At 72.3% G+C, this 23,944-nt stretch carries 21 protein-coding genes; 16 read left to right on the forward strand and 5 right to left on the reverse strand.

Going from position 1 to position 23,944, the window contains the following annotated elements; translation table 11 throughout:
- Positions 1-148 precede the first annotated feature (148 nt).
- Entirely contained in the window at positions 149-1,111 is a 963-nt protein-coding gene (locus AB0B94_RS12280; protein ID WP_357273620.1) for a DUF5715 family protein, read from the forward strand.
- A gap of 4 nt (positions 1,112-1,115) precedes the next feature.
- Positions 1,116-2,705, forward strand: a complete 1,590-nt coding sequence (locus tag AB0B94_RS12285; protein WP_357273629.1) for an asparagine synthase-related protein — start codon at positions 1,116-1,118, stop codon at positions 2,703-2,705.
- Between the two features lie 52 nt (positions 2,706-2,757).
- Here AB0B94_RS12285 and AB0B94_RS12290 read toward each other — a convergent pair whose 3' ends face one another.
- Complete coding sequence (locus AB0B94_RS12290) at positions 2,758-3,969, reverse strand: SLC13 family permease (RefSeq protein WP_357273642.1); 1,212 nt, start codon at positions 3,967-3,969, stop codon at positions 2,758-2,760.
- Between the two features lie 156 nt (positions 3,970-4,125).
- The gene (locus AB0B94_RS12295; protein WP_357273651.1) at positions 4,126-5,571 is read right to left on the reverse strand and encodes a hypothetical protein; all 1,446 of its coding nucleotides are present in this window, start codon (positions 5,569-5,571) and stop codon (positions 4,126-4,128) included.
- Positions 5,572-5,709: 138 nt separating this feature from the next.
- Between AB0B94_RS12295 and AB0B94_RS12300 the strand changes: the two genes are divergently transcribed.
- The 4 genes from AB0B94_RS12300 to AB0B94_RS12315 all read left to right on the forward strand — a co-directional run bounded on the left by AB0B94_RS12300 (position 5,710) and on the right by AB0B94_RS12315 (position 10,969).
- Positions 5,710-6,417: a DUF305 domain-containing protein gene (locus AB0B94_RS12300; RefSeq protein ID WP_357273663.1), complete on the forward strand. Its 708-nt coding sequence runs from the start codon at positions 5,710-5,712 to the stop codon at positions 6,415-6,417.
- Positions 6,418-6,464: 47 nt separating this feature from the next.
- The gene (locus AB0B94_RS12305) at positions 6,465-7,685 is read left to right on the forward strand and encodes a histidine kinase (protein ID WP_357273673.1); all 1,221 of its coding nucleotides are present in this window, start codon (positions 6,465-6,467) and stop codon (positions 7,683-7,685) included.
- Positions 7,682-8,347, forward strand: coding sequence for a response regulator transcription factor (locus AB0B94_RS12310; RefSeq protein ID WP_238672027.1), 666 nt, complete (start codon positions 7,682-7,684; stop codon positions 8,345-8,347). The genes AB0B94_RS12305 and AB0B94_RS12310 overlap by 4 nt, the downstream gene beginning before the upstream one ends.
- A 147-nt stretch (positions 8,348-8,494) precedes the next feature.
- Positions 8,495-10,969: an ABC transporter permease gene (locus tag AB0B94_RS12315; protein WP_357273692.1), complete on the forward strand. Its 2,475-nt coding sequence runs from the start codon at positions 8,495-8,497 to the stop codon at positions 10,967-10,969.
- A gap of 110 nt (positions 10,970-11,079) precedes the next feature.
- Here the strand turns inward: AB0B94_RS12315 and AB0B94_RS12320 are convergent, their stop codons facing one another.
- Together AB0B94_RS12320 and AB0B94_RS12325 are read right to left on the reverse strand one after the other, a co-directional pair.
- Positions 11,080-12,342, reverse strand: coding sequence for a nucleotide sugar dehydrogenase (locus tag AB0B94_RS12320; RefSeq protein WP_357273704.1), 1,263 nt, complete (start codon positions 12,340-12,342; stop codon positions 11,080-11,082).
- 125 nt (positions 12,343-12,467) lie between these two features.
- Positions 12,468-13,832, reverse strand: coding sequence for a protein kinase (locus AB0B94_RS12325; protein WP_357273714.1), 1,365 nt, complete (start codon positions 13,830-13,832; stop codon positions 12,468-12,470).
- Positions 13,833-14,371: 539 nt separating this feature from the next.
- On the opposite strand from AB0B94_RS12325, the gene AB0B94_RS12330 reads away from it, so the two are divergent.
- The 10 genes from AB0B94_RS12330 to AB0B94_RS12375 all read left to right on the forward strand — a co-directional run bounded on the left by AB0B94_RS12330 (position 14,372) and on the right by AB0B94_RS12375 (position 22,129).
- Positions 14,372-15,007: an RNA polymerase sigma factor gene (locus AB0B94_RS12330; protein ID WP_357273721.1), complete on the forward strand. Its 636-nt coding sequence runs from the start codon at positions 14,372-14,374 to the stop codon at positions 15,005-15,007.
- A 16-nt stretch (positions 15,008-15,023) separates the two neighbouring features.
- A complete protein-coding gene (locus AB0B94_RS12335) occupies positions 15,024-15,842 on the forward strand; it encodes a hypothetical protein (protein WP_357273725.1) in 819 nt (272 codons plus the stop codon).
- Positions 15,843-15,999: 157 nt separating this feature from the next.
- Positions 16,000-17,235, forward strand: a complete 1,236-nt coding sequence (egtA, locus tag AB0B94_RS12340; RefSeq protein ID WP_357273730.1) for an ergothioneine biosynthesis glutamate--cysteine ligase EgtA — start codon at positions 16,000-16,002, stop codon at positions 17,233-17,235.
- A gap of 17 nt (positions 17,236-17,252) precedes the next feature.
- Positions 17,253-18,593, forward strand: coding sequence for an ergothioneine biosynthesis protein EgtB (gene egtB / locus AB0B94_RS12345; RefSeq protein ID WP_357273737.1), 1,341 nt, complete (start codon positions 17,253-17,255; stop codon positions 18,591-18,593).
- Positions 18,594-18,636: 43 nt separating this feature from the next.
- Positions 18,637-19,413, forward strand: coding sequence for an ergothioneine biosynthesis protein EgtC (egtC, locus tag AB0B94_RS12350; protein ID WP_357273745.1), 777 nt, complete (start codon positions 18,637-18,639; stop codon positions 19,411-19,413).
- Positions 19,414-19,434: 21 nt separating this feature from the next.
- On the forward strand, positions 19,435-20,400 hold the full coding sequence (egtD, locus tag AB0B94_RS12355; RefSeq protein ID WP_357273751.1) for an L-histidine N(alpha)-methyltransferase: 966 nt from the start codon (positions 19,435-19,437) through the stop codon (positions 20,398-20,400).
- Between the two features lie 217 nt (positions 20,401-20,617).
- Positions 20,618-21,205, forward strand: coding sequence for a TMEM165/GDT1 family protein (locus tag AB0B94_RS12360; RefSeq protein ID WP_124854391.1), 588 nt, complete (start codon positions 20,618-20,620; stop codon positions 21,203-21,205).
- A 39-nt stretch (positions 21,206-21,244) separates the two neighbouring features.
- A complete protein-coding gene (locus AB0B94_RS12365) occupies positions 21,245-21,607 on the forward strand; it encodes a DUF1622 domain-containing protein (RefSeq protein WP_238672037.1) in 363 nt (120 codons plus the stop codon).
- On the forward strand, positions 21,604-21,927 hold the full coding sequence (locus AB0B94_RS12370; protein ID WP_357273761.1) for a hypothetical protein: 324 nt from the start codon (positions 21,604-21,606) through the stop codon (positions 21,925-21,927). The genes AB0B94_RS12365 and AB0B94_RS12370 overlap by 4 nt, the downstream gene beginning before the upstream one ends.
- Positions 21,928-21,931: 4 nt before the next feature.
- Complete coding sequence (locus AB0B94_RS12375; protein ID WP_238677938.1) at positions 21,932-22,129, forward strand: hypothetical protein; 198 nt, start codon at positions 21,932-21,934, stop codon at positions 22,127-22,129.
- A gap of 102 nt (positions 22,130-22,231) precedes the next feature.
- Here the strand turns inward: AB0B94_RS12375 and nhaA are convergent, their stop codons facing one another.
- On the reverse strand, positions 22,232-23,617 hold the full coding sequence (gene nhaA, locus AB0B94_RS12380) for a Na+/H+ antiporter NhaA (RefSeq protein WP_357273772.1): 1,386 nt from the start codon (positions 23,615-23,617) through the stop codon (positions 22,232-22,234).
- Positions 23,618-23,944 lie beyond the last annotated feature (327 nt).

Genomic DNA, 23,944 nt, shown 5'->3' on the forward strand with positions numbered 1-23,944 from the left:
ACCCAACGATCACACCCCGGGACGAGTGCAATGTCCACGCTCCGTTAGGGGGGGAATAGGAGGAATGTTCGGTCCGTAACGGTCCCGATGATTACGGTGTGTTTCAGGGCGAACCACCCAGTGCCGTGACCGGAGAGAGGGACCCGTCATGCGAGTGCCCAGCCGTAGCCCGGGACAGCAGCCCGGCTCGCCTCCGTCGCCCACCGCTCCGGCCCGCCGCCGACCCTCCGGCGCGACCCCCCGCCGCGCTCCCGCCCCCGACCTGCCCGCTTACCGAGCCGCCGTCGCCGAACTGCTGGTCGAGGTCGGTGCCCTGGCCGACGCGGCGAGCACCCGGGCCCGGCAGGTGCTCATCGACGAGCGGCTGCGGGAGCCGGCGCTCGCCGCCGTCCTCGACGCCACCCCGCAGGGGCTGATCGGCGCACGCGAGACGCTGCTGCTGGAGATGGCCCGCTACCAACCGAACGATCGCACCTCGGCGGGTGACCTCAGCGCGCTGGTCCGGATCTACCTGCTCTCCCGCATCGACGTGCTGTGGTGGCAGGACGCGCCGACCTTCGTCACCGACGACCAGGTCAACGGCAGCGCCGAGCTTGTCGACCTGGAGTGGCTGCGCCGCCGCGACCTGCTGCGCTTCCGCTACCAGGAGCAGCCCGCGACCATGCTGGGCCGGGCCGCCCGCGGGCTGCGCCGCCGGCTGCGGCCCGACGCCACCCCGCACACCGCGGGGCTGCTTTTCCGCCGTGCCCGACGCGAGGTGGTGGCCCTGCTCAACGACATCGGACGGGAGTTCACCGCTGTCGCGCCCCCGGCCACCCCGTCGCTCTGGGTGACCAGCCTGGTCCGCAGCGCCGAGCACCAGTACCGGCTGCGCCGCCTGGGCTACGCGGCGATGCTGCCCAGTGGGCACTGCCTCGGCTACTCGGCCGACGTCGAGCTGGCCTGGTTCGAGCGTTTCGGCGCGCGGGACGCCCTCGCGGAGCTGCTGCTGAGCCGGCAGGAGGCCGGTGAGCTGAACGTGATCGACGAGGGGCAGGCCTGGCACCTGTGTCTCGCGCCCACCGCCCGGCGTCGGCTACGTCGGGCGTACGAGGCCGAGATGGGGGTCTGAACCGGTGTGCGGCATCGCGTTGAGCATCGGCCCCGAGGCCGACCCGGCGACCTTCCGGCGGATGCTCGCCGCCCTGGCCCCGCGCGGTGAGGTCACCGAGACCCGGTCCGAGAGCGGGCTGCTCGCCGGCACCCGCCGGCTGCGGGTCGTCGACCGGGACCGGGCGGTGCAACCGTGGACGTCGACCGACGAGCGTTGGTTGCTCTGCTTCAACGGCGAGATCTTCAACTACCGGGAGTTGCGCGCGCAGCTGACCCGCCTGGGCCAGGCCTTCCGCACCGAGAGCGACACCGAGGTGCTGCTCGCCGCGTTCCAGCAGTGGGGCGAGGCGGCGGTGACCCGGCTGCGCGGTGAGTACGCCTTCGCGGTCGTCGAACGAGCCACCGGCCGGGCGTACCTGGCTCGCGACCCGCTCGGGGTGAAACCGCTGTACTGGTCCCGTCGACCCGGCTGCCTGCACCTCGCCTCCGAGGTCAAGGCGCTCGTCGCGCACGGCGCCCCGATCGCCGAGGTGCCGCCCGGGCACCACGGCTGGGCGGAGGCGGACGGGCACGTCCGACTGAGTCCGTACGTCGACCTGTTCACCATCGGCGACGGACTGCCGGTCATCGACGACCCGGACGAGGCCGCGCTGCTGGTCCGCGCCGCGCTCAGCGACGCGATCCGGATGCGGGTGGAGACCGACCTGACCGTCGGGGTGGTGCTCTCCGGTGGGCTGGACAGCTCGTTGACCCTGCGGCAGGTGCGCGACATTCACCCGGACTGCGTCGCGGTGACAGTCGGCGTCGCGGACAGCCCCGACGTGGCGTACGCGCGGCGGCTCGCCGCCGACCTCGACCTGCCGCACGTGGTGGTCGAGCTGCGACCGCGCGACATCCGGCTCGCCGACGTCCGCGAGGCCATCCGGGTCTCCGAGCTGACCGAGTACGGCGACATCATCAACGCGGTCGTCTCGGTGCCGATCTTCCGGCGGCTGCGCGACCTGGGCATCAAGGTGGTGCTGACCGGCGACGGCTCCGACGAGCTGTTCGGCGGGTACCCGATGTACCACCAGGTCGCCCCGGCGGCGGCCCGCCGACTTTTTCTGCACCGGATCCGCAACCTGTGCCGCACCGAGTTGCAGCGGGTCGACCGGGCCGCCATGGCACATGGCGTGGAGGCCCGGGTGCCGTTCCTCGACCTCAGCGTGGTGGAACTGGCGATGCGGTTGCCGGTGGATCTGAAGCTGCGCCACGGGCAGGAGAAGTGGATCGTCCGGCGGGCGTTCGCCGACGTGCTGCCCGACTACATCCTCCGCCGTCCGAAGAACCCGATGTCGTACTCGTCGGGGCTGCACGAGCGGGTCCGGCTCTACAAGCCGCTCTTCGCCAGGCTGCACCGCTCGTTCGGCTACGACCTGCAGGAGCCGGTCCGTCGGGACTTCGACACGGTGCTGAGCCGCTGCGGCAACGACCTGGACCGGGCCATCGCCGACGGGCTGACCCGACCCGACTACACGGTGCTGGAGCACGCCCGCGACCTGGTCGGCGCGGCCAAGTGGAACGCCGCTCCGATGGTCCGCCGGCTGGTCGGCCCGCGCCCGGCCCGCCACTGACGGCCGCACCGCACGCCACGCTCGACTCTGACAAGGTGTCAGGGATGCGCGTTCAGCTCACCAGCAGCAGCGCGCCGACCGCGGCGAGCGTCGCGGTGACCGCGAGCAGGGTGCTGGTCAGCACGAACCGGGTCACCGGCACCGCCACCCCTGCCGCCCGGCAGCGCTCGAACCACAGCAGGGTGGCCAGTGACGCCCAGGGGGCGGCCAGCGGGCCGACGTTGGTGCCGATCAGCAGGGCCAGCAGGCGGGTGTGGTCACCGGCCGGCAGCACCGACTCGCCGGCCAGGTAGGCGGGCAGGTTGTTCACCGCGTTGGCGAGCAGCGCCCCGGTGCCACCGGCGCGCAGGGCGCCCAGCGCGCCACCGTCGGCGCCGACCAGGGTGTCGACCAGGTCGTCCAGCCCGTGCCGGCCGAGGGTCTGCACCACCAGGAACAGGCCGGTGACGAAGAACAGCAGGCGCACCGGGACCAGCCCCGGGCGCAGCGTGGCGGGGGAGCGGACCAGGAACCCGACCAGCACCAGCGCGAGCCCGACGGTGGAGGCGATCTCGATCTCCACGCCGGCGAGGATGCCGGCGACGAAGATCAGGCAACCGGCGAGCGCCGTACGGTGCAGCACCGGGTCGGCCGGCACGTGCCGGGTCGGCGGGACGAAGCGCCCACCGGCGGGCCGCTGTCGCCGCCACCACCCGAACCAGAGCAGGGCCATGGTGACCGTCACGGCGGCGAGCTGCGGCAACGCCATCCGGGCCGCGTACGCCAGAGGCGCCAGCCCGACCCGGTCGGCGGCGAGCAGGTTGGTCAGGTTGGACACCGGCAGCAGCAGGCTCGCGGTGTTCGCCAGCCACACAGTGGTGACGGCGAGCGGGGCGGCGGGGATCCGCAGGTTCCGGGCCAGCGCGAGCAGCACCGGGGTGAGCAGCACGGCGGTGGTGTCGAGGTTGAGCACGAGGGTGGTCAGCGTGGCGAGACCACCGCAGAGCAGGAACAGTGCTGCCCACCTGCCCCGGGAGGCGATGGCCAGTCGGCTGGCCAGCACGTCGAAGACACCGGCCACGGCGGTCAGCTCGGCGAGCACGATCACGGTGCCGAGGAACACCAGCAGCGGCAGGATCCGGTGCAGGGTGGCGGTGGTCTCCGCGCGGGGGAGCAGCCCGCTCAGCGCGCAGGCCGCGCCGACCACGGCGAGGACGGCAGCCACCAGGTCCAGCGGGTGGGGCCGTCGGCGCGTGGTCGGCTCGGGCGGGGCGGCAACTGTCACATCTGCTCACGTTGGCACAGCGTCTGGCCAGCTTGTTCGCAACCCCCGTCCTGGTGACGGGCCCCACCGCGCCCGCACCCGAGGGGCCTGGCGTCGCAACGGCACGGGCCCGGCCCCCGACGGTTCGGGGACCGGGCCCGGCGTGGTGCGCGGTGCCTACCAGCCCAGGTAGCTGGGCTGGGTCTGCACGTTGAGCTCCTGGTAGCGGGTCAGCTTGGCCGACCAGGTACGCCAGTCGTTCAGCTCCAGGACGTCCAGGCCCTTCGCCATGTCGTTGGAGTAGATGTGGCCGTTGTAGTAGTACGCGGACCAGGTGCCGCCGCCGACGAACGTGTCGGCCGAGAGCGGGCCGCGCTCCCAGAAGGCGATCTCCTTCGGGTTGGCCGAGTCGGTGAAGTCGAACACCGAGATGCCACCCTGGTACCACGCCTGGACCATGATGTCCTTGCCGAGCACCGGGATCAGCGAGCCGTTGTGCGCCACGCAGTTCTCGGTGTCGGCGTTGGCCCGGGGGATCTTGTAGTAGCTGCGGAAGCTCATCGTCCGGGCGTTGCCACGGCCGGCGATGTCGTAGATGGCGTCCGCGCCGCGGTTCGGGCCGACGGTCTCGTTGCAGGTCGCCGCCCCGCCACCACCCAGCTCGTCGGTGAAGATCACCTTGGTGCCGGAGTTGTTGAAGGTGGCCGAGTGCCAGAACGCGAAGTTGACCTCGTCCCGGACCCGGTTGATGACCCGGGGGGCCTCGCGGTTCTTGATGTCGAGCAGGATGCCGTCACCCATGCAGGCGCCGGCGGCCAGGTCCTTCGACGGGTAGGCGGTGATGTCGTGGCACCCGGTGGTCGCCGAGCCGGTCTGGCTGCCGGGGAAGCCACCGTCCGGGAAGAGGTTCGGCGTCGCGACCACTGCCGCGTCGGTCGGCTTCTTCACCGGCACCTTGATGATGGAGATGGAGTCGTGCGGCGGCTGGCAGTCCGGGAACTCGGCCCGCGGGCTGTACGACGAGACGTACAGGTAGATGGCCTTGCGGTCCTTGCCCGGCACCAGGGTGTGGGTGTGCGAGCCGCAGGCCGTCTCGACGGACTTGATGTAGCGCGGGTTGGCCTTGTCCTTGATGTCGAAGACCTTGATGCCCTCCCACGAGCCCTTCACGTCCGCTCCCTGCGTGGTGCTGTTGCAGGAGTCGTCGCTGCGTGACGAGTCGGTGGAGAGGAAGAGCAGGTCGCCGTGGACGGAGATGTCGTTCTGCGACCCCGGGCAGAGCACCCGGGCCTTGACCTTCGGAGCGCTGGGCCGCGAGATGTCGTAGATGACGAAGCCGTTGTAGTTGCCGGCGAACGCGTACTTGCCCTGGAAGGCGATGTCGCTGTTTGTGGAGTCCAGCGGGGCGACCTTGGGCAGGTTGGCGATCTGGCGCAGGTTGGGACTGCTCACGATCTCGTCGACGCCGGGGATCGTGTTGGTGAGCGCGGGGGCCGGGGCCGCCTGCGGCACCGACTGGGCGTTGCTCGCCGGGGCGACGAGGGCGCTGGCGACGAGGAGGCCGGTCGTGGCGAGTGCCACGACACGCAGTTGTCGTAACCGTGGCTTGTGGAATCTGATCATCGGCGGGGCCCTTCGCAAGGGGGAGACGATGGTTGACACGTTACAGTCCGACGAAGAACGTCGATGTGAGCTGGATCACATGAAAGCGGGTTCTTCAATGGATAGCATCGCGGTGACCTCGACTGCAGGGAGTGGCCCATGACCAACCGGCGCGCACGCATCCTGGCGGGCGTCACACTGGCTCTCGTGTTGCCGCTTGTGGTGTTCATGGTGATCCGCCTCGACGGCGACACCGGTACGAGCGCACCGCAGCCGGTCTCCGCGCCCGCCACCTCCGCCGCGTCGCCGACGGTCAGCCCCGTCCCCACCGACCTGACAGTCATCGCGCCCGGCCGGCCGGGCGAGACCGCGGCCACCCGCCCGGCGCACGAGGTCCGCGACGCCGGCCCCGCCCCGCACAACTCGCTGGACGTCTGGTTCGTGCGGATGATGATTCCGCACCACGCACAGGCCCTGGCGATGGCGGAGCTCGCCCCCGAACGGGCCGCCGACCCCGACATCCGGGCCATCGCCGAACGCATCCGAGCCAGCCAGGGGCCGGAGATGGGCATGATGCGCGGCTGGCTGCAGACCCGTGGCCTCCCGGCCGAGGTGCAGGGGCACGACCACGGCACCATGCGCGGCATGCAGTCGCCAGAGGCGATGCGGCAGCTCGCCGCGGCCCGTGGCACCGACTTCGACAGGCTCTTCGTCCGGATGATGACCGAGCACCACCAGGGCGCCATCGAGATGGCCACCAACCTGCTCACCGTCGGCTCCGACCTGACGCTCAACGAGTTCGCCAACTCCGTCGCCACCGAGCAGACCGTCGAGATCGACCGCATGCGCGAGGTCCTCGGCGGCTGAGCCCGGGCGCGGGGCGCGAGGCCCGAGCGTCCCGGCACGTACGCTGGGTGACCGTGAGACGCACAGTGTTCGGTCGCCCGCTGCGCGGCGTCGCCTTCGACGTGGCCGTCGCCGCCCTGGTGGTCCTCGTCTCAGTGGCAGCGGTGGTGAACCAGCCGGGCGGTTGGGCGGCCACGGCGGTCGGCCTGGGGATGGCTGTGGCGTTGCTGTTCCGCCGCACCCACCCGAGCGCGGTGACGGTGGTGGTCGCGGTGCTCGCCCTGATCCAGGTGATCGCCCGCTGGGGTCCGCTCATCTACGACGTGGCCGTCCTGATCGCGCTCTACAGCGTGGTGAAGTACGGCCGGCGGCTGCGCGACGGCGTCCTGGCCGGCGCGGTCGCGGCCGTCGGCGTGCTGCTGGCCGCCGCGCAGACGCCCAACGTCGTCCAGTGGTGGGCGACCGCGCTGTGGTATGCGCTGGTCACCGGGGCGGTGTGGCTGGCCGCGCTGAACGTGCGGACCCGCCGGCTCTACGTGCTCAGCCTCGAGGAGCGGGCCACCACACTGGAACGCGAGCGGGAGGCGGAGTCCCGGGCGGCGGTCGCCGAGGAGCGCACCCGGATCGCCCGTGAGCTGCACGACGTGGTCGCCCACAGCATGGCCGTGATGATCGTCCAGGCGGACGGGGCCCGGTTCATGCTCGACCGCGACCCCGCCCAGGCGCGCACCGCCGTGAAGGTGGTCGCGGACACCGGCCGTCAGGCCCTCGAAGAGATGCGCCGGCTGGTCGGCGTACTGCGCGACGCCGGCCCGGCCGGCGCGGACGGGGCCGACGGGCTGGCGGTGGCGGCCGACCCCGAGCACCGACGCCTCGCGCTGGCCGAACTGCCCGACCTGCTGGCCCGGTTCGACGACGCCGGCCTGCACGTCCGCAGCACCGTCACCGGTGCGCCACCGGCCCTGCCGCCGGGCCTGGAGCTGACCGTCTACCGGGTGGTGCAGGAGGCGTTGACCAACGCGCTCAAGCACGCCGGGGTCGGCGCCGGCGTCGAGGTCGTCCTGTCGTACACCGCCGAGGCCGTCGTGGTCCGGGTGGTCGACGACGGTCGCGGCCGTCCGCTGGTCAGCCCGGCGCCGTCCGGCGGTCACGGCCTGCTCGGCATGCGGGAGCGGGTGACAGTGTACGACGGCAGCCTCACCGCCGGTCCCCGGCTGACCGGGGGCTGGCAGGTCGAGGTTCGGCTGCCGCTACCGTCGGAGCCGGCAACGGAGGTGATCGCGGCATGACGGTCCGGGTAGTGATCGTGGACGACCAGGCGCTGGTCCGCGCCGGGTTCCGGATGGTGCTGGAATCCCAGCCCGACCTGGAGGTCGTCGGGGAGGCGATCGACGGCGCGGACGCCCTGCGGGTGCTCGCCCGCACCGAGGCCGACGTGGTCGTGATGGACATCCGGATGCCCACCATGGACGGGGTGGAGGCGACCCGTCGACTCTGCGCCGAGCGGCCATCGGGTGGCCCTCGGGTGCTGGTGCTGACCACCTTCGACACCGAGGCGGACGCGTTCGCGGCGTTGCAGGCCGGCGCGAGTGGCTTCCTGCTCAAGAACGTCCCGCCGGAAGAGCTGCTGGCCGCGATCCGGGTGGTGGCCCAGGGCGACTCGGTGGTGGCTCCGTCGATCACCCGGCGTCTGCTGGACCGGTTCGCCGGGCAGCTCGGCGCCGCCCCGAGCGCCGACCCTCGACTCGCGCAGCTCACCGAACGGGAACGGGAGGTGCTGCTGCTGGTCGCCCAGGGGTTGTCGAACGCGGAGATCGCCGCCCGGGTGCACGTGGCCGAGGCGACGGTGAAGACCCACGTCGGGCGGATCCTGGCGAAACTCCAGCTGCGCGACCGGGTCCAGGCGGTGGTCCTGGCGTACGAGAGCGGGCTGGTCACGCCCGGCGGATGACACGGCGTACGACCTGGGTCGTAGCGGCCGGCTGGCGCACCGCGACCCGGGGCGCACGCAGGTCGAGCGCGCAGGGGGAGATCGACAGACCGGTGCCGGCCATAGCGTCGGAGGGGTCCGATCCGCCACCTGCACCGGGAGCCCCGCATGATCCGCCTGACCCTGCGTTCGCTGCGTGCCGAGGCGCTGCGCATGCTGCTCTCGGCGCTCGCCGTCGTGCTCGGTGTCGCGTTCGTCGCCGGCACGATGATCTTCGTCGACGGGATGCGGACCGGGGCGTACGAGCGGGCCGGCACCTTCGACCGCCACACCGACCTGGGTGTCTACTCGGCCGGCCGCGAGGTGTTGCCCCCGGCGCTGGTCGACCGGGTGCGAGCGGTCGACGGGGTGGCCGCCGCCGCCGGTGAGTTGACCAACACCGCCGGGATCGTCGGAGCCGACGGTCGGCCGGTGCTCGGCTTCACCATGCTCGTCGCCATCCCCACCGAGGACGCGCTGCGCTCGTACGACGTGGTGACCGGCCGGTTGCCCGACCGGGCGGGGGAGGTGGTGCTCGACGCGCCGACGGCGACCGAGCAGGGCTTCGGGCTCGGTGCGTCGGTCCGGATCGGCGCCACCGGCGGGGCGGCCCGCCCGTACACAGTGGTGGGCACCGTCGACGTGGCCGGCACCTCCCGCGACGTCGGCGGCCCGTTCGTCGGCCTGGTCGGGTCGGACGCCTTGGCCCTCACCGGCGAGCGGGGCTACGGCCGGATCATGGTGGCGGCCCGACCGGGCGCCGACGTCACGGCACTGACCGAGAAGGTACGCGCCGTGTCCGGCGCCGAAGCCACTGTGAAGAGCCGCCAGCAGATCCTCGACGAGGCGGTGCAGGACGCGGTGCGCAACGTGGACCAGTTCCGCATGCTGCTGTTGATCTTTGTGGGGGTCGCGATCGTGGTGGCCGGCTTCGTGATCGCCAACACCTTCGCGATCGTGCTGGCCCAGCGCACCCGACGGACCGCGCTGCTGCGCCTGATCGGCGCCACCCGGGGACAGGTCTTCCGGTCCACGGTGCTGGAGTCGGCGGTGCTGGGCCTGGTCGCCTCCGCGCTCGGCGTGCTGCTCGGGGTGGCCCTCGCCGCCGGGTTGCGGCTGTTGCTCTCCCAACTGGACGTGGCGGTCACCGGTGGGCTGACGGTGACCGGTTCGACAGTGCTCACCGGCCTGCTGCTGGGCACCGGGCTCACCGTCTGCGCCGCCCTGTTGCCGGCCTGGCGGGGGACGCGGATCGCCCCGGTGGCCGCGCTCACCGATGCCGCGGTGCAACCCAGCCGGGGTGCTGGTCGGGTTCGGCTGAGCATCGGCGCGGTGGTCCTCGCCCTCGGTGTGGCAGCGCTGGTCGGCGCTGCCAGCGCCGGTCAACTGCTCCTGGTGGCGGTCGGTGGGGTGCTCACCTTCTTCGGGATCGTGCTGTTCGGGCCGGTGCTCGTCCCCGCGCTGGCCCGGGTGTTCGGCTGGCCGGTACGTCGCGTGCTCGGCACCATCGGTGAACTGGCGGTCAACAACACGGTGCGCAATCCGCGGCGGGTCGCCGCGACAGCCACAGCGCTGGTGATCGGTATCGGACTGGTCTCGGCGTTCATGGTCGGCGCACGCAGCACCAAGGACGGCATCGAAAGCAGCGTTGACGCCCAGATCGGGACGGACTTCGTGGTCAGCGGAATCGGTCAGGACCTGCCGGCCGCGCTCGTCGGTGAGCTCGCCTCCCGTCCCGAACTGGGTGTGGTGCACGAGCAGCGCAGCACCGTCGTCGACGACGTCGAGATCCGCGCGGCCCACCCGGCGCTGATCGGCCGGACACTGAGCGGGGTGCTGGCCGGCGACGCCGAGCGGGTCGGGCCGGGGCAGGTGCTGGTGCACCGCGAGTTGGCGCGGGCCCGCGGCTGGCAGGTCGGCTCCCCGGTGACCGTCAGAGGGAAGGCGTTCCGGGTGGTCGCCGTGGTCACCGACGACACCCCCGGCGGCGAGGTGCCCGCCGGTCACGTCATCGACCTGTCCGACCAGGACTTCGCGGCGCTCTTCCCCGCCCAGCGCGGCTACCTGGCCGAGATCGACCCCGCCGTCGGGGTGAGCCCCGAGCGGGCCCGCGACGCGATCACCGCGGTGCTGGGCCGCTACCCGACGGCGAACCTGATGGACCAGGGCGCCTACAAGAAGATGCTCACCGGCACTGTCGACATGCTGCTCGCCTTCGTCACCGCGCTGCTCGGTCTGGCCGTCGTGATCGCCCTGGTCGGCGTGGCGAACACCCTGAGCCTGTCGGTGGTCGAACGGACCAGGGAGAACGCCGTGCTGCGGGCGGTCGGGCTGACCCGAGGGCGGATGCGCGCGGTGCTGGCCGTCGAGGCGGTACTGATGGCGCTGGTCGGCGCGGTGCTCGGAGTCGGACTCGGCACCGGAGTCAGCGCGTCCACGATGGCCCTGCTGGACCGCCTCGGCGGCGACTTCCACGTGGTGCTGCCGCTCGGCCAGCTCGGGCTGATCCTCGGTGTCGCGGTGCTCGCCGCCCTGCTCGCCTCGGTGCTGCCGGCCCGCCGGGCGCTGTCCCGCCCGGTCGTCGAGGCGCTCGCCGACCAGTGAGCCGCTAGCGGTACGGACCGTCCGGGGTCCGCGACCCGGCGACCGGACGGACATCCGCCGGCCGGTCCCGCCATCTTCCCCGGCGGCGGGACCGGCCAGCGGTGCCGGGTCTACAGGCGCTCGACCATCGGGCCGACGCACCGGTTGCGGGTGTCGAAGACGTAGCGGGCGTGCCTGACCACGAGGTCGTAGTCGAAGGTGTCATGGTCGGTGACCACCACCACCGCGTCGGCCGCGCGTACCTCACGCTCGCTGAGCCCGACCACTGTGATCCCGGCGGGGATCTGGTGCGCCTCGGCGTACGGCTCGACGGCGTGCACCTCGGCGCCGAGGGCCTGCAACCGACGGGCCACGTCCACGGCGGGGGAGTCGCGCATGTCGCCGGTGTTCTTCTTGTACGCCAGACCGAGCAGCAGCAGTCGGGCGCCGCTGACGGCCCGGCCGTCCCGGTTCAGCCCTCCCATGATCCGCTGTGCGACATGTTCGGGCATCTCGTGGTTGACGTCGTTGGCCAGCTCGATGAACCGGAACTGCCGACCCAGGCGGCGCTTGACCTGCCAGGACAGGTAGCACGGGTCGATCGGCAGGCAGTGCCCGCCGACGCCGGGGCCGGGCCGGAACGGCATGAAGCCGAACGGCTTGGTCGAGGCGGCGTCGATCGCCTGCCAGACGTCGATGTCGAGGTGGTGCGAGAGCATCGTCAGCTCGTTGATCAGCGCGATGTTGACCTGGCGGAAGGTGTTCTCGATCAGCTTGGTCAACTCGGCGACGCGGGTGGAGTCCACCGGTACGGTGCGTTCCACGAGGCGCTGGTAGAACCCGTCCACCCGGGCCAGCGCCGCCGGGTCCACACCGGAGACCACCTTCGGGGTGTTCTCCAGGCGCCAGGTCGGGTTGCCCGGGTCGATCCGCTCCGGGCTGTAGCCGAGGTGGAAGTCACCGGGGCTGGTCAGACCGCTGGCCGACTCCAGCAGAGGGCGCAGCAGCTCCTCTGTGGTGCCCGGGTAGGTGGTCGATTCCAGGATCACCGTGCAGCCCGGGCTTACGTAGGGGCCGATACCGATGCCGGCCTGCTCGACGAAGCTCAGGTCCGGGGTCCCGTCACGCAGCGGAGTCGGCACCGTGATGACGCAGATGTCGAACCCGTCAGCGTCGGTGTACTCCGTGCTGGGGTGGTAGCGGCCGCTGCCCAACGCGCGGCCCAGCCGATCGGCCGGAATGTCCTCGATGAACGACTCGCCGGAGGCGAGCCGCTTCACCCGGTCGGCGTCGACGTCGAGACCGACCACGTCGAGCCCCGCCTCGACCGCCCGCATGGCCAGCGGCAGTCCGACGTACCCCTGACCGATCACAACCAGCTTTTCAGCGCTCACCCAGGCTCCCGCAGCAGATGGTGTAAATAGCCTGCTGGGAGCCTAGAGGCGTCTTCGGCGTCGTAAGTCCGTTTTGGGGATATCGGTGCTTGTGGGACTGGCGGGGGATGGCGACAGCGCTCGACTCACCCGTCCGCCGGCACCTCCGGGTCGAGCGGCGGGCTGGAGGTGGCAGGTGGCTCAGGAGGCGCGCTGGTCGTCGGCGGCGCGCCCGTCGTCGGCGCCGCGCTGGTGGGCGGCGCCGTGGTGACGTCCACCGTCGGGGTCGGCGAGTTGGCGGTCTGGCTCGGCTGCAGGCTCGGCGTGGCGGAGACTGAGGCCGACGGGGAGTTGCCGGGGACGTGCGGCCGGTCCGGCCGGCCCGGCTCGACACTGGTGATCTGCTCGTTGGCCGCGGGCAGGTCGACGGGACCGCTCGGCGCCACCGTCGGCGAGGTGGCCGGCAGATTGACAGCCGGGTCCTCGCCGCCGTTACGCGTCGCGGCCAGCGCCGCGCCGAGGCCGACCAGCGCGACCAGCATGGCCGTGGCCGCGCCGACGAGCGGCCCCCGCCGTCGCTGGCGTCGGTCCGCCACCGCCGCGCCGGCCGGCACGTCAGTGCGGGTGCCCGGCCCAGCGTCGCGCAGCGCGACCGGGCCGGCCATCGCCGTCGGCGGCTCGCCGCCGGTGACCGCCGTCCGAGCGGCCTCGGCCATCGCCGCTCCGCTGGTGAACCGCTCCAGCGGATCCTTGGCCAGGGCCCGCGACACCAGGGCGCGGACCGCCTCCGGAATGACGTGCGGCAGCTCCGGCGGCTCGTCGTCCAGGTGCCGCACGGCGACCTGGAGCGGATTGTCACCGGTGAACGGCGGACTGCCGGTCAGGCAGCAGTAGGTGACAGCGCCCAGGGCGTAGATGTCGGTGGCACCGCTGACCGGACGACCGGCGGCCTGCTCGGGAGCCATGTAGAGAGCGGTGCCCGGCACCGCGTTGGTGCTGGTGATGCTGGTGATGTCGGTGGAGCGGGCCACACCGAAGTCCACCAGGACGACGGTGCCGTCCTCCTGCACCAGCAGGTTGCTGGGCTTGACGTCGCGGTGCACGATGCCGCCGCGATGCGCCGCGTTGAGCGCCGCGGCCGCCTGGGCCACGATCGACATCGTCTCGGCCACGTCGAGCCGACCGGCCGCCTCGATCCGCTTCGACAACGGCTCGCCGGCGACGAACTCCATGACGAGGTAGTCCGCCCGCCCGCCGTCGGGGAGATCGTCCGCACCGCAGTCGAAGACCTGCACGATGCCGGGGTGCCGCAGCGCCGCCATGATCCGGGCCTCGGCGCGGAACCGGGCGATGAAATCGGGATCGGAGACCAGCGCCGGCAGGAGAACCTTGACGGCGACCTGCCGGCCGAGGATCAGGTCGGAGGCACGCCAAACGTCGCCCATGCCGCCCGTGGCGACACGTTCGTCCAAGCGGTAGCGACCGCTGAGCACGACCTCCGATGACAACACCGCATTACCGTACCTAGAGTGGCGCGGGGCGGCGCGCCGTGGCAGGGCCGCCGGGCGGTCGGTTCAGACCGGCTGATCCGGCCTGACCTGTGTGGACGCTCGCCGTCTGTGACGCTGCGGATGGATGGTGTCACAAAACGCGACTATTTCCGTCGCTCGGGCCGTCGATGGTGGCAAGAAACCCCGCACAGGCGTGGTTGGCGTCTGTTGCGTGTCGGCCGTTACGACGACGCGCCGTCGGGCCGGGTTGATAATTGTCACTCTTCCGTGACACGACGCCGACTTGTCGCGTCGTGAGCCCCCTCTTAGCGTTAGCCCGGCTCGGGCCCTCCCAGCTACCTCGGCGCGCAGCGTGTCGATCGAGCACCCCGGGCGTTGGCCCCGGACACGCCGCCCCGACAATCGTGGTCGCGGGCACGATCTGAAGCGGTGGAGGGCGGTGCGGTGCTGGTGCTGATCGGGCGGACGACTCGTGCCGCGTGGCGTGCGCCAACCCGGTTGGTCGGGCCGACCCGCCCCGAACGATGCGTGGGCCGCGCATGACCGCCGACCTGTCGGAGGTGGTGACCGCCGCGCAGGCCGGGGACGAGGAGGCGTTCCGCTTTCTCTACCGCAGCCTCCAGCCCGGGCTGCTGCGGTACCTGACCGCTCTCGTCGGGGCCGACGCCGAGGACGTCGCCTCCGAGACCTGGCTCCAGATCTCCCGTGACCTGCCCGGCTTCACCGGGGGCGAGTTCCGGGCCTGGGCGGTCACCATCGCCCGCAACCGCGCGATGGACCACCTGCGCCGGATGCGCCGTCGCCCCTCGCTCCCGGTCCCGGTGCAGGCGCTCGTCGAGCTCGCCAGCGACGCGGACACCGCCGAGCGAGCCAGCGAGACGATCGGTACCGAGACCGCCCTCGCACTGATCGCCACCCTCCCGCCCCGGGAGGCCGAAGCGGTTCTGCTGCGGGCTGTGATCGGGCTGGACGCGGGATCCGCCGGCCGGGTGCTGGGCCGCCGGGCCGGCGCCGTGCGGACCGCCGCCCACCGTGGCCTACGCCGGCTCGCGGTCCTGCTCGAGCGGCAGAGCCCGGCCGCCGGGTCCTCGGTCGGGGTCGAGGGGGTGCCACCGCCGCGTGCGGGGAGTGGCCAGGCCCTGCGGACATCGCACGTCGAACCGGCGGACGGCTGACGTGAGGGGACTCCCGATGAACCCGTTCCGGCGGGCCGACCACGCCGACACCGAGCGACTGCTCGACTCGGCCCCTGCCTGGCTGGACGCCCCGCTGGATCAGGGCCCCTGCGCCCCGCCCACGGCGGCGGACACGAACTCGCCTGAGGTGAGCGCCGCGCACGCGCCCCCGGTCGAGCCGGTGGCCGCGTTGCTCGCCGCGGCGGCCGGCCCCGTCCGCCCGGGCGAGTTGGCCGGCGAGGACGCCGCGGTGGCCGCGTTCCGGGCCGCCCGAACCAACCCGGCGCCGGCCGTGCCGCAGCGGCCACGCCGTCGCCGGATGACCACCGGCGCGGTGGCCTGGATCGGCGCGGTGGCAGCTACCGCCACCGCTGGGGCCGCCTTCGCCGCGGTCACCCGGGACCGCGCGCCGGACCCGGTCGCACCGGCACCGTCGCGCCCGTCACCCTCGCCGCACCAGGGCGCATCGCGGTCGACCGAGCCCGGTCGGTCGGTGGGCCCTGACATCGCGCCGCCGGGCCCGCCGCCGTCCGTCACCGCCACACCGTCGACCGGTCCCACCCCTGTCGGTCAGGTGCACGGACTGTGTCGCGCGTGGCGGGCGAAGAAGCCCGAGCAGCGGGAGAAGGCGCTGCGCTCGGCGGCCTTCCAGGAACTGGTGACCGCCGCCGGCGGACCCGCCAAGGTCGAGTCGTACTGCCAGCGGCTGGTACCCGAGACGAAGCCGTCCGAACCGGCGAAGGTCACGCCCTCCGCGCCGGCGAAGGGCAAGCTGTCCCCTTCGGGGCAGGCCCCGCCGTCACCGCCGCGGCCGGGCCACCCCACCGGCGGCTGACCGGCCGGCGGTGGGAGCGGTTTGGTTCCGCCCTCCTTCGGAAATTCGTCTGTTAGACAGAGGTTGGTGGCACCGTGCACGCCCCGACGGTGTCGGTGGGTGGGTTTACGGTGGCACGGTGTGCCGGACCCGGCACACCGGAAAGGGGGCCCGACCCTTGGTGACGTCATCCGACCTGGACCGCAGCGCCATCCTGCGCGAGTCCGCAGCCGCCGTCCGACACCTCGCCCGGATCTGTTTCAAGACCGGCCCACCCACCCACACCGGCGTCGAACTGGAATGGACCGTGCACGACGCCGCCGATCCTGCCCGCCCCGTCGACGCGACGAGGCTGCGGGCGGCGCTGGGGCGGCACAGCCCCACCACGCTGGATGCCACCAGCCCAGCCGAGCCGTTGCGACACGGCGGCACGGTCACCCTGGAGCCCGGTGGCCAGTTGGAGATCTCCACCCCGCCCCGCCCCTCGGTCGCCACGTTGATCCGCGCCACCGAGGCCGACATCGCCCAGGTCACCGACCTGCTGGCCGCCGCCGGGCTGATCCTCGGCAGCAGCGGCATCGACCCCCACCGACGGCCCCGCCCGGTGGTGGAAACTCCCCGCTACCGCGCGATGCGCGGAGCTTTCGACCGCCACGGCCCGGCCGGTCGCACGATGATGTACAGCACCGCCGGCCTGCAGATCTGCCTCGACGCCGGCGAGCCGGACCAGGTCGCTGACCGCTGGGCCGCGGCCCACGCGGTCGGGCCCCCACTGCTCGCGGCGTTCGCCTCCGCCACTCGACACGCCGGGCGGCGCACCGGTTGGGCCTCCGCCCGGATGGCCGCCTGGCTGGCCATCGACCCGACTCGGACCCGCCCGGTCTGGTCGCCCTCCCGGGCAGCGGACGATCCGACCGACGCCTGGATCAGCTACGTGCTCGCCGCGCCGCTGCTCTGTCTGCGCCGGCACAGCGCCGACTGGGCCGCGCCGCCCGGGGTGACCTTCGCCGACTGGCTCGACGGCGCGCTGCCCCAACCGCCCACCGCCGATGACCTCGACTACCACGTCAGCACCCTCTTTCCGCCAGTGCGGCCGCGCGGCTACCTGGAGCTGCGCTACCTGGACGCCCAACCCGATCGCGGCTGGCGGCTGCCACTGGCGGTGGTGACCGCCTTGTTCGCTGACCCGGGCACCGTGCGCGAGGCGTACACGATCGCCGCGCCGGTGGCGCACCGCTGGTCGGCCGCCGCCCGGCACGGCCTGGCCGATCCGGCGCTGGCCGCCGCCGCGGCGGCCCTGCTCGACCTGGCAGTGAGCACCATGCCCCGACTGGAGCTGCCGGCCAGCACCCACGACGAGATCCGGCGAGGGGTACGCCAGCGGCGGGCCGCCGCAGAGAGGAGAGACCAGTGAGCGCGAGGAGTGAACCGGTGTCGCGAGCCTCGACGGCGGGGCGGGTCGACGGCGCGCGGTTGCGCGACCACATCGCTGTGGAGTTGGCGCGGGCCCGCGCCCGCAGCGCGTTGCTGACCGAGGTGGTCGACGACGCCGATCTGACCCGCCAGCACTCACCGCTGATGTCGCCGTTGGTCTGGGACCTCGCCCATGTCGGTAACCAGGAGGAGCTCTGGTTGGTCCGGGACGTCGGGGGCCGGGAGCCGGTCCGGTGTGACATCGACGAGTTGTACGACGCGTTCAAGCAGCCACGCCGGGACCGCCCTGCCCTGCCCCTGTTGCCGCCCGCGGAGGCGCGCGCCTACCTGGCCACCGTTCGGGACAAGGTGCACGACCTGCTCGACGCGGTGACCTTCACCGAGCGGCCGCTGGTCGCCGACGGGTTCGCCTTCGGCATGATCGTGCAGCACGAGCAGCAGCACGACGAGACCATGCTCGCCACCCACCAGCTGCGCTCGGGGCCGGCGGTGCTGCACGCCCCGGCGCCGCCCGAGCCGTCGGTACGGGTCGGCGCGGAGGTGCTGGTGCCGGCCGGCGAGTTCACCATGGGCACCGACACCGATCCGTGGGCGTTGGACAACGAACGTCCGGCGCACCGGGTCGACCTTCAGGCGTACGTCATTGACGCCGCCCCGGTGACCAACGGCCAGTACGCGGCCTTCATCGCCGACGGCGGCTACACCGAGCAGCGCTGGTGGAGCGCGGCCGGCTGGGAGCATCGGGTTCGGGAGCAGCTGAGCGCCCCGATGCACTGGCGTTCCGACGGCGACGACTGGTCGTATCGGCGCTTCGGTCAGTGGGCGCGGGTGCGCGCCGACGAGCCGGTGGTGCATGTGTGCTGGTACGAGGCGCAGGCGTACGCGGCGTGGGCCGGCAAGCGGCTGCCGACCGAGGCGGAGTGGGAGAAGGCGGCCCGGTGGGATCCGGCGACCGGGCGGTCGCGTCGTTACCCCTGGGGGGACGACGACCCGACCGAGGCGCACGCCAACCTCGACCAGCGCCATCTGCGGCCGGCGCCGGTGGGCGCGTACCCGGCCGGCACGTCGCCGTTGGGTGTGCACCAGCTCATCGGCGACGTCTGGGAGTGGACCTCGACCGCGTTCGACGGGCATCCGGGGTTCGCCGCGTTCCCCTATCGCGAATACTCGGAGGTCTTCTTCGGCGGCGACTACCGGGTGCTGCGCGGTGGCTCGTTCGGCACCGACCGCTCCGCCTGCCGGGGCACCTTCCGTAACTGGGACTATCCGATCCGCCGTCAGATCTTCAGCGGTTTCCGCTGCGCCCGGGACGCGCGACCGGACGAGTCGTACCGGTGAGTCGCCGCACGACCGGCGGTCCGGCGGCGGGCCGGGGGCGCTGATGTGTCGCCACCTGGCCTACCTGGGGCCGCCGGTCACCCTGGCCGAGCTGTTGTTCGACCCTCCGCACTCGCTGGTGCGGCAGTCCTGGGCGCCTCGCGACATGCGCGGTGGGGGCACGATCAACGCTGACGGGTTCGGTGTCGGCTGGTACCCGGGTGAGGGTGCGCCGGTGCGGTACCGGCGGGCGCAGCCCATCTGGAGCGATCCGACCATCGCCCAACTGGCGGCGGTGACCAGCAGCGCGGCGGTGGTGGCGGCGGTGCGCTCGGCCACGGTCGGGATGGCGGTGCTCGACAACGCGGCGGCGCCCTTCGCCGAGGGGCGGTGGCTGTTCAGCCACAACGGTGTGGTCCGCGGCTGGCCGGACGCCGTGGTGCCGCTCGCCGCCGGTCTGCCGGTGCGTGACCTGCTCACTCTGGACGCCTCCACCGACTCGGCGCTGCTCTGGGCGCTGGTGCGGCATCGGTTGCGTGCTGGTGCCGACCCGGTCGAGGCGGTCGGGCGGACGGTGACCGATGTCGCCGCCGCAGCCCCCGGGTCGCGGCTCAACCTGCTGCTCACCGACGGGCACCGGGTGGTGGCGAGCGTGGCGGGGCACGCGTTGTCGGTCCGCGAGACGCCGGGTTCGGTGCTGCTCGCCTCCGAACCACACGACGACGATCCCGGGTGGCGGTCGGTGCCGGAGGGACACCTCGTCGTCGCCACCGCGGGTGAGGTGCGGGTACGTCCACTGCCGACCCCGGTGAGCCGCGCCGGGCAGGCGCGCAACGGTTGAGCGAACGAGAGGAGCGAATCGATGACCGCGGAACCTCTGGAGATCTACCTCGAAGAGGGTGACCTGGAGCGTGGCCTGCGCGACGACGTCCGGGCCGGGCTGAGCGCCGGCCGCAAGTGGCTGCCGCCGAAGTGGTTCTACGACGCCCGGGGCAGCGAACTCTTCGAGGAGATCACCCGACTGCCCGAGTACTACCCGACCCGGGCCGAGCGGGCCGTGCTGGCCGCGCACGCTCCCGACATCGCGGCGCTGACCGGGGCCAAGACGCTCATCGAGTTGGGCTCCGGCTCGTCGGAGAAGACCCGGCTGCTGCTGGACGCCTTCACCCGCCGAGGTGGGTTGGGCACGTTCGTCCCCCTCGACGTGTCGGTCAGTGCGCTGCGCGGGTCCACCGCCCAGATCGCGGCCGACTACCCCGGCCTGCGGGTGCGGGGCATCGTCGGGGACTTCACCAGGCAACTGGACCGGCTGCCCACCGGCGGTCGGCGGTTGGTGGTGTTCCTCGGTGGCACCATCGGCAACCTGTTGCCCGCCGAGCGGGCCGAGTTCCTGACGGCGATGCGCGCCGCGTTGGAGGTCGGCGACTGGTTGTTGCTCGGCACGGACCTGGTGAAGGACCCGTCGGTGATCGTGCCGGCCTACGACGACGCCGCCGGGGTCACCGCCGAGTTCAACCGCAACGTGCTGCACGTGATCAATCGGGAGTTGGGCGCCGATTTCGACCCGGCCGCGTTCGAGCACGTCGCCGTCTGGGATCCCGACCACGAGTGGATCGAGATGCGGTTGCGGGCGACCCGGCCGATGAGGGTGCGGGTGCTGGGGCTGACTGTCGATTTCGCGGCGGGGGAGGAGCTGCGTACCGAGGTCTCGGCGAAGTTCCACCGGGAGGGGATCGCCACGGAGCTGGCCACTGCCGGCTTCGCCACGACGGAGTTCTGGACCGACCCGGACGCGCTCTTCGGCGTCACGCTGGCGCGGGCGCGGTGAGCCTGTTCACCCGCCTCGGCCGGGCCGGGCGGTGATCCGATAGGCTGATCACGCGAAGGGGAGTAGCCCCCAATGTCGTGGTCGACATACTGGTGCGTTCCGCATCCGGCCACGCGGCCCCGGTTTTCTCGGGGCGGGCGAGACCTTCGACTCAGGCTGTTGCAGCCGGGTCGAGGGCGCCCCTGTACCTCCTCCCGGCGTGAACGGGAAGGATGTCATGGAGGGATTTTTCGCCGCGCTGGTAGTCAGCTTCGGCGTCATCTTTGTCGCCGAGCTGGGGGACAAGTCCCAGCTGATGGCGCTGACCTTCGCCACGCGGTTCAAACCGATTCCGGTGCTGATCGGCATCACGGTCGCCACCGCGGTGGTGCACCTGGCGTCGGTCGCCATCGGCGCGAGTCTCGGGGCGGTCCTGCCGACCGAGTGGATCTCCCTGGTTGCCGGCGTGGCGTTCCTCGGGTTCGGTGCGTGGACGTTGCGCGGGGACAAGCTCACCGAGGAGGAGAAGCGCAAGGCGGAGAAGACCAACAAGACGGCGCTGGTCGCGGTGTCCGTGGCGTTCTTCCTCGCCGAGCTGGGCGACAAGACGATGCTCGCCACGATCACGCTCGCCACCAAGTACGGCTGGTTCGGCACCTGGCTCGGCTCCACGATCGGCATGGTGGCCGCCGACGCGCTGGCCATCCTGGTCGGCCGGATGCTCGGCCGGCGGCTGCCGGAGAAGACCATCAAGTACGGTGCCGCGATCCTCTTCGCCATCTCCGGTCTCTGGCTGATCCTGGAAGCGGTGAACGAGCTGACCTGAGCGCCGACTAGCTGCCCGGAGGGCGGGTAACGGCCCGGAGTGGAGCCGGCCGAGTTGTTGCGCCAGGGCGACCAGGTGCTGGTTGCCGTGGTCGAGGTGGCCGGCGCTCTGGTGATCTTCGTCGGTGCGGTGTGGGCGGCGGTGCGGTTCGTGGTCGAAGGGCTGCGACACCGCACCGCCGCCCGCTTCACGCCGATCCGGCTCTCGCTGGGCCGCTTTCTGACCCTGGGCCTGGAGTTCCAGCTGGCGGCCGACGTGCTGCGCACGGCGGTGTCCCCGTCGTTCACGCAGATCGGCCAACTGGCCGCCATCGCGACGATCAGAACGGCGTTGAACTACTTCCTGGGCCGCGAGATCCGTCAGGAGCAGCGTCAGGTGGCCGAGGGGGAGCGCCGACCGTGACGGGCACACTGGTCACGGCGGTCACCGCCCTGGCGCTGGTCGCCGGGGTGCTCACCACGCTCACCACCGGGGCGCTGCGCAGCGGCGTCCGGGTGCTGCTGGACCTGCTCACCGCGGCCGGTCTGCTCCGGCTTGCCGGCGACCCGGGTTGGAACGGCCTGGCCGGCGCGGTGGCGATCATCGCCCTGCGTCAGCTGCTCGGGGCGGCGCTCAGCCGCCCACCCCCATGGTCCGGCCGACAATCCCCGGCGCGCTGCGCGGAGCACGATCACCACCTACCGTTGGCCTCGACAGGTGAAACGGGAAAAGCGGGAGGATGACCACATGAGCCGGCACGACGAACCGAACGAGTACGGCTACGCCGGCGGTGCCACCGCCCCGGAGCCGCCGCCCGGCGGGAAGCCCGACGAGCAGGATCGTGTCGAGGCGGTGGCGGTGCCGGGCGACGACCTCACCGGGCCGACGGCCGAGGCGCTGGTCGAGGAGACCGAGGACCTGCCGCCCGCCGACCGCCGCCACTGAGCGCAAGCCCGCGCGGTTGCTGCGGCGGCGCGGCACGACGGCGAACCCGCGCTGCCGCGACGCCCCGCGGCGCTTCGCGTTCGCCGGACCGCGCCAGCGCGGTCAGCGGGCGTCGGGTTGCTGGTAGACGTCGGGTACGCCGTCCCCGTCGGCGTCCAGCCGCTCCCGCTCCGCCACCCTCCGGTACGCCGCGTTGCGGCGGACGAGCACCGTGGCGGCCAGCCCGGCGGAGATCACCGAGCCGAGCAGCACTGCCGCCTTGACCCGGTCGTCGGCCGTGCTGCCCGCCCCGAACGCCAGGTCGCCGATGAGGAGCGAGACGGTGAAGCCGACGCCGGCCAGCAGGGCGATGCCGAGCAGGTCGGCCCAGGTGATGTCCTCGTCCAACTCGGCGCGGGTGAACCGGGCCAGCAGGTACGTCGAGCCGAAGATGCCGATGCTCTTGCCGAACACCAGGCCGGCGACGATGGCGATCACGATCGGGTCGCGTAACAGGGCGCCCAGGTCGGTGCCGCGCAGTGTGACCCCGGCGGCGAAGAGGGCGAAGATCGGCACCGCGAAGCCGGCCGACACCGGCCGCCAGCGGTGCTCCAGGCGGGCGGCGAGCCCGCCCTCGCCCGCCTCCGCGGTGCCCGCCTGCTCGTCCCCGGTGGTCGGCTGGTCGCCGCCCGCCGGTCGACGGGCGAGCACCGGGACCGTGAAGCCGAGCAGGACTCCGGCGACCGTGGCGTGCACGCCGGAGGCGTGCATCAGCGTCCAGGCGGCGATTGCGAGGGGGATCAGCGCCCACCACCAGGTACGCCCTCGCTGCACCAGCACCGCGAAGAGCCCGATCGCCGCGAACGCGGCGAGCAGCGGAACGGGATGGAAGCCGGCGGTGTAGAAGATCGCGATGATGATGATCGCGAACAGGTCGTCGACCACCGCGAGGGTGAGCAGGAATGCGCGCAGGCCCTGGGGCAGATGTGAGCTGACCACCGCGAGTACGGCGAGCGCGAAAGCGATGTCGGTGGCTGTCGGAATGGCCCAACCGCGCAGGCCCTGCCCACCCCCGCTCAGCACCACCGCCACGTAGATCAGCGCCGGCAGCAGCATCCCGCCGAGCGCCGCCGCCATCGGCAGCGCGGCTCGGCGCGGGTCGCGCAGGTCACCGGCGACGAACTCCCGTTTGAGCTCCAGGCCCACCACGAAGAAGAAGATGGCCAGCAGGCCGTCGGCCGCCCAGGTGGCCAGATTCAGGTCGAGGTGCCACGGCGCGCCGGGCCAGGGCACGACGTCGCCCAGCCGTGCGTACGAGTCGGACCACGGGGAGTTGGCCCAGATCAGCGCGATCACAGCGCCTGACAGCAGCAACGCGCCACCGACGGTCTCGGTGCGCAGCACCTCGGCCAGGTGCCGGGCCTGCGGCCAGGACGATCGGGAGAACAGCCGGATCTTCGACGGACGTTGGCCGGTCGGCGGGGTGGGGGAGGTCAACTTCGGGCTCACCTACAGGAGTCGGGACGGCAGGAATCCACTCGCCGACCAGACTTCCCGGCACACCGCTGTCGACCCTATCCGGCGGCGCGGTCGGCGGCGACCGCTGGGCCGATCGGACGCCGTTCGATCGCGGCTTCGACTTTTTCCCAGTTGTCGCCGCTGCCGAATGGACGTTTGTCGGGTTGGTCATGCGGGCGCACATCTCGCCGCCGGAATATAGGTAACTCCGGACATAAGCCGTATGAGCCGCTTTAATGGTTTCACGAGTTTAGAGACGACCTTGGGGGTTTTCGTGAAGTTCTTTGCCGTAACCGGACCGGCACGGGGGCGCTCCTG

Origin of the sequence: Micromonospora sp. NPDC048986, assembly GCF_040649335.1 — a bacterium.
Taxonomy (GTDB): domain Bacteria; phylum Actinomycetota; class Actinomycetes; order Mycobacteriales; family Micromonosporaceae; genus Micromonospora; species Micromonospora alfalfae.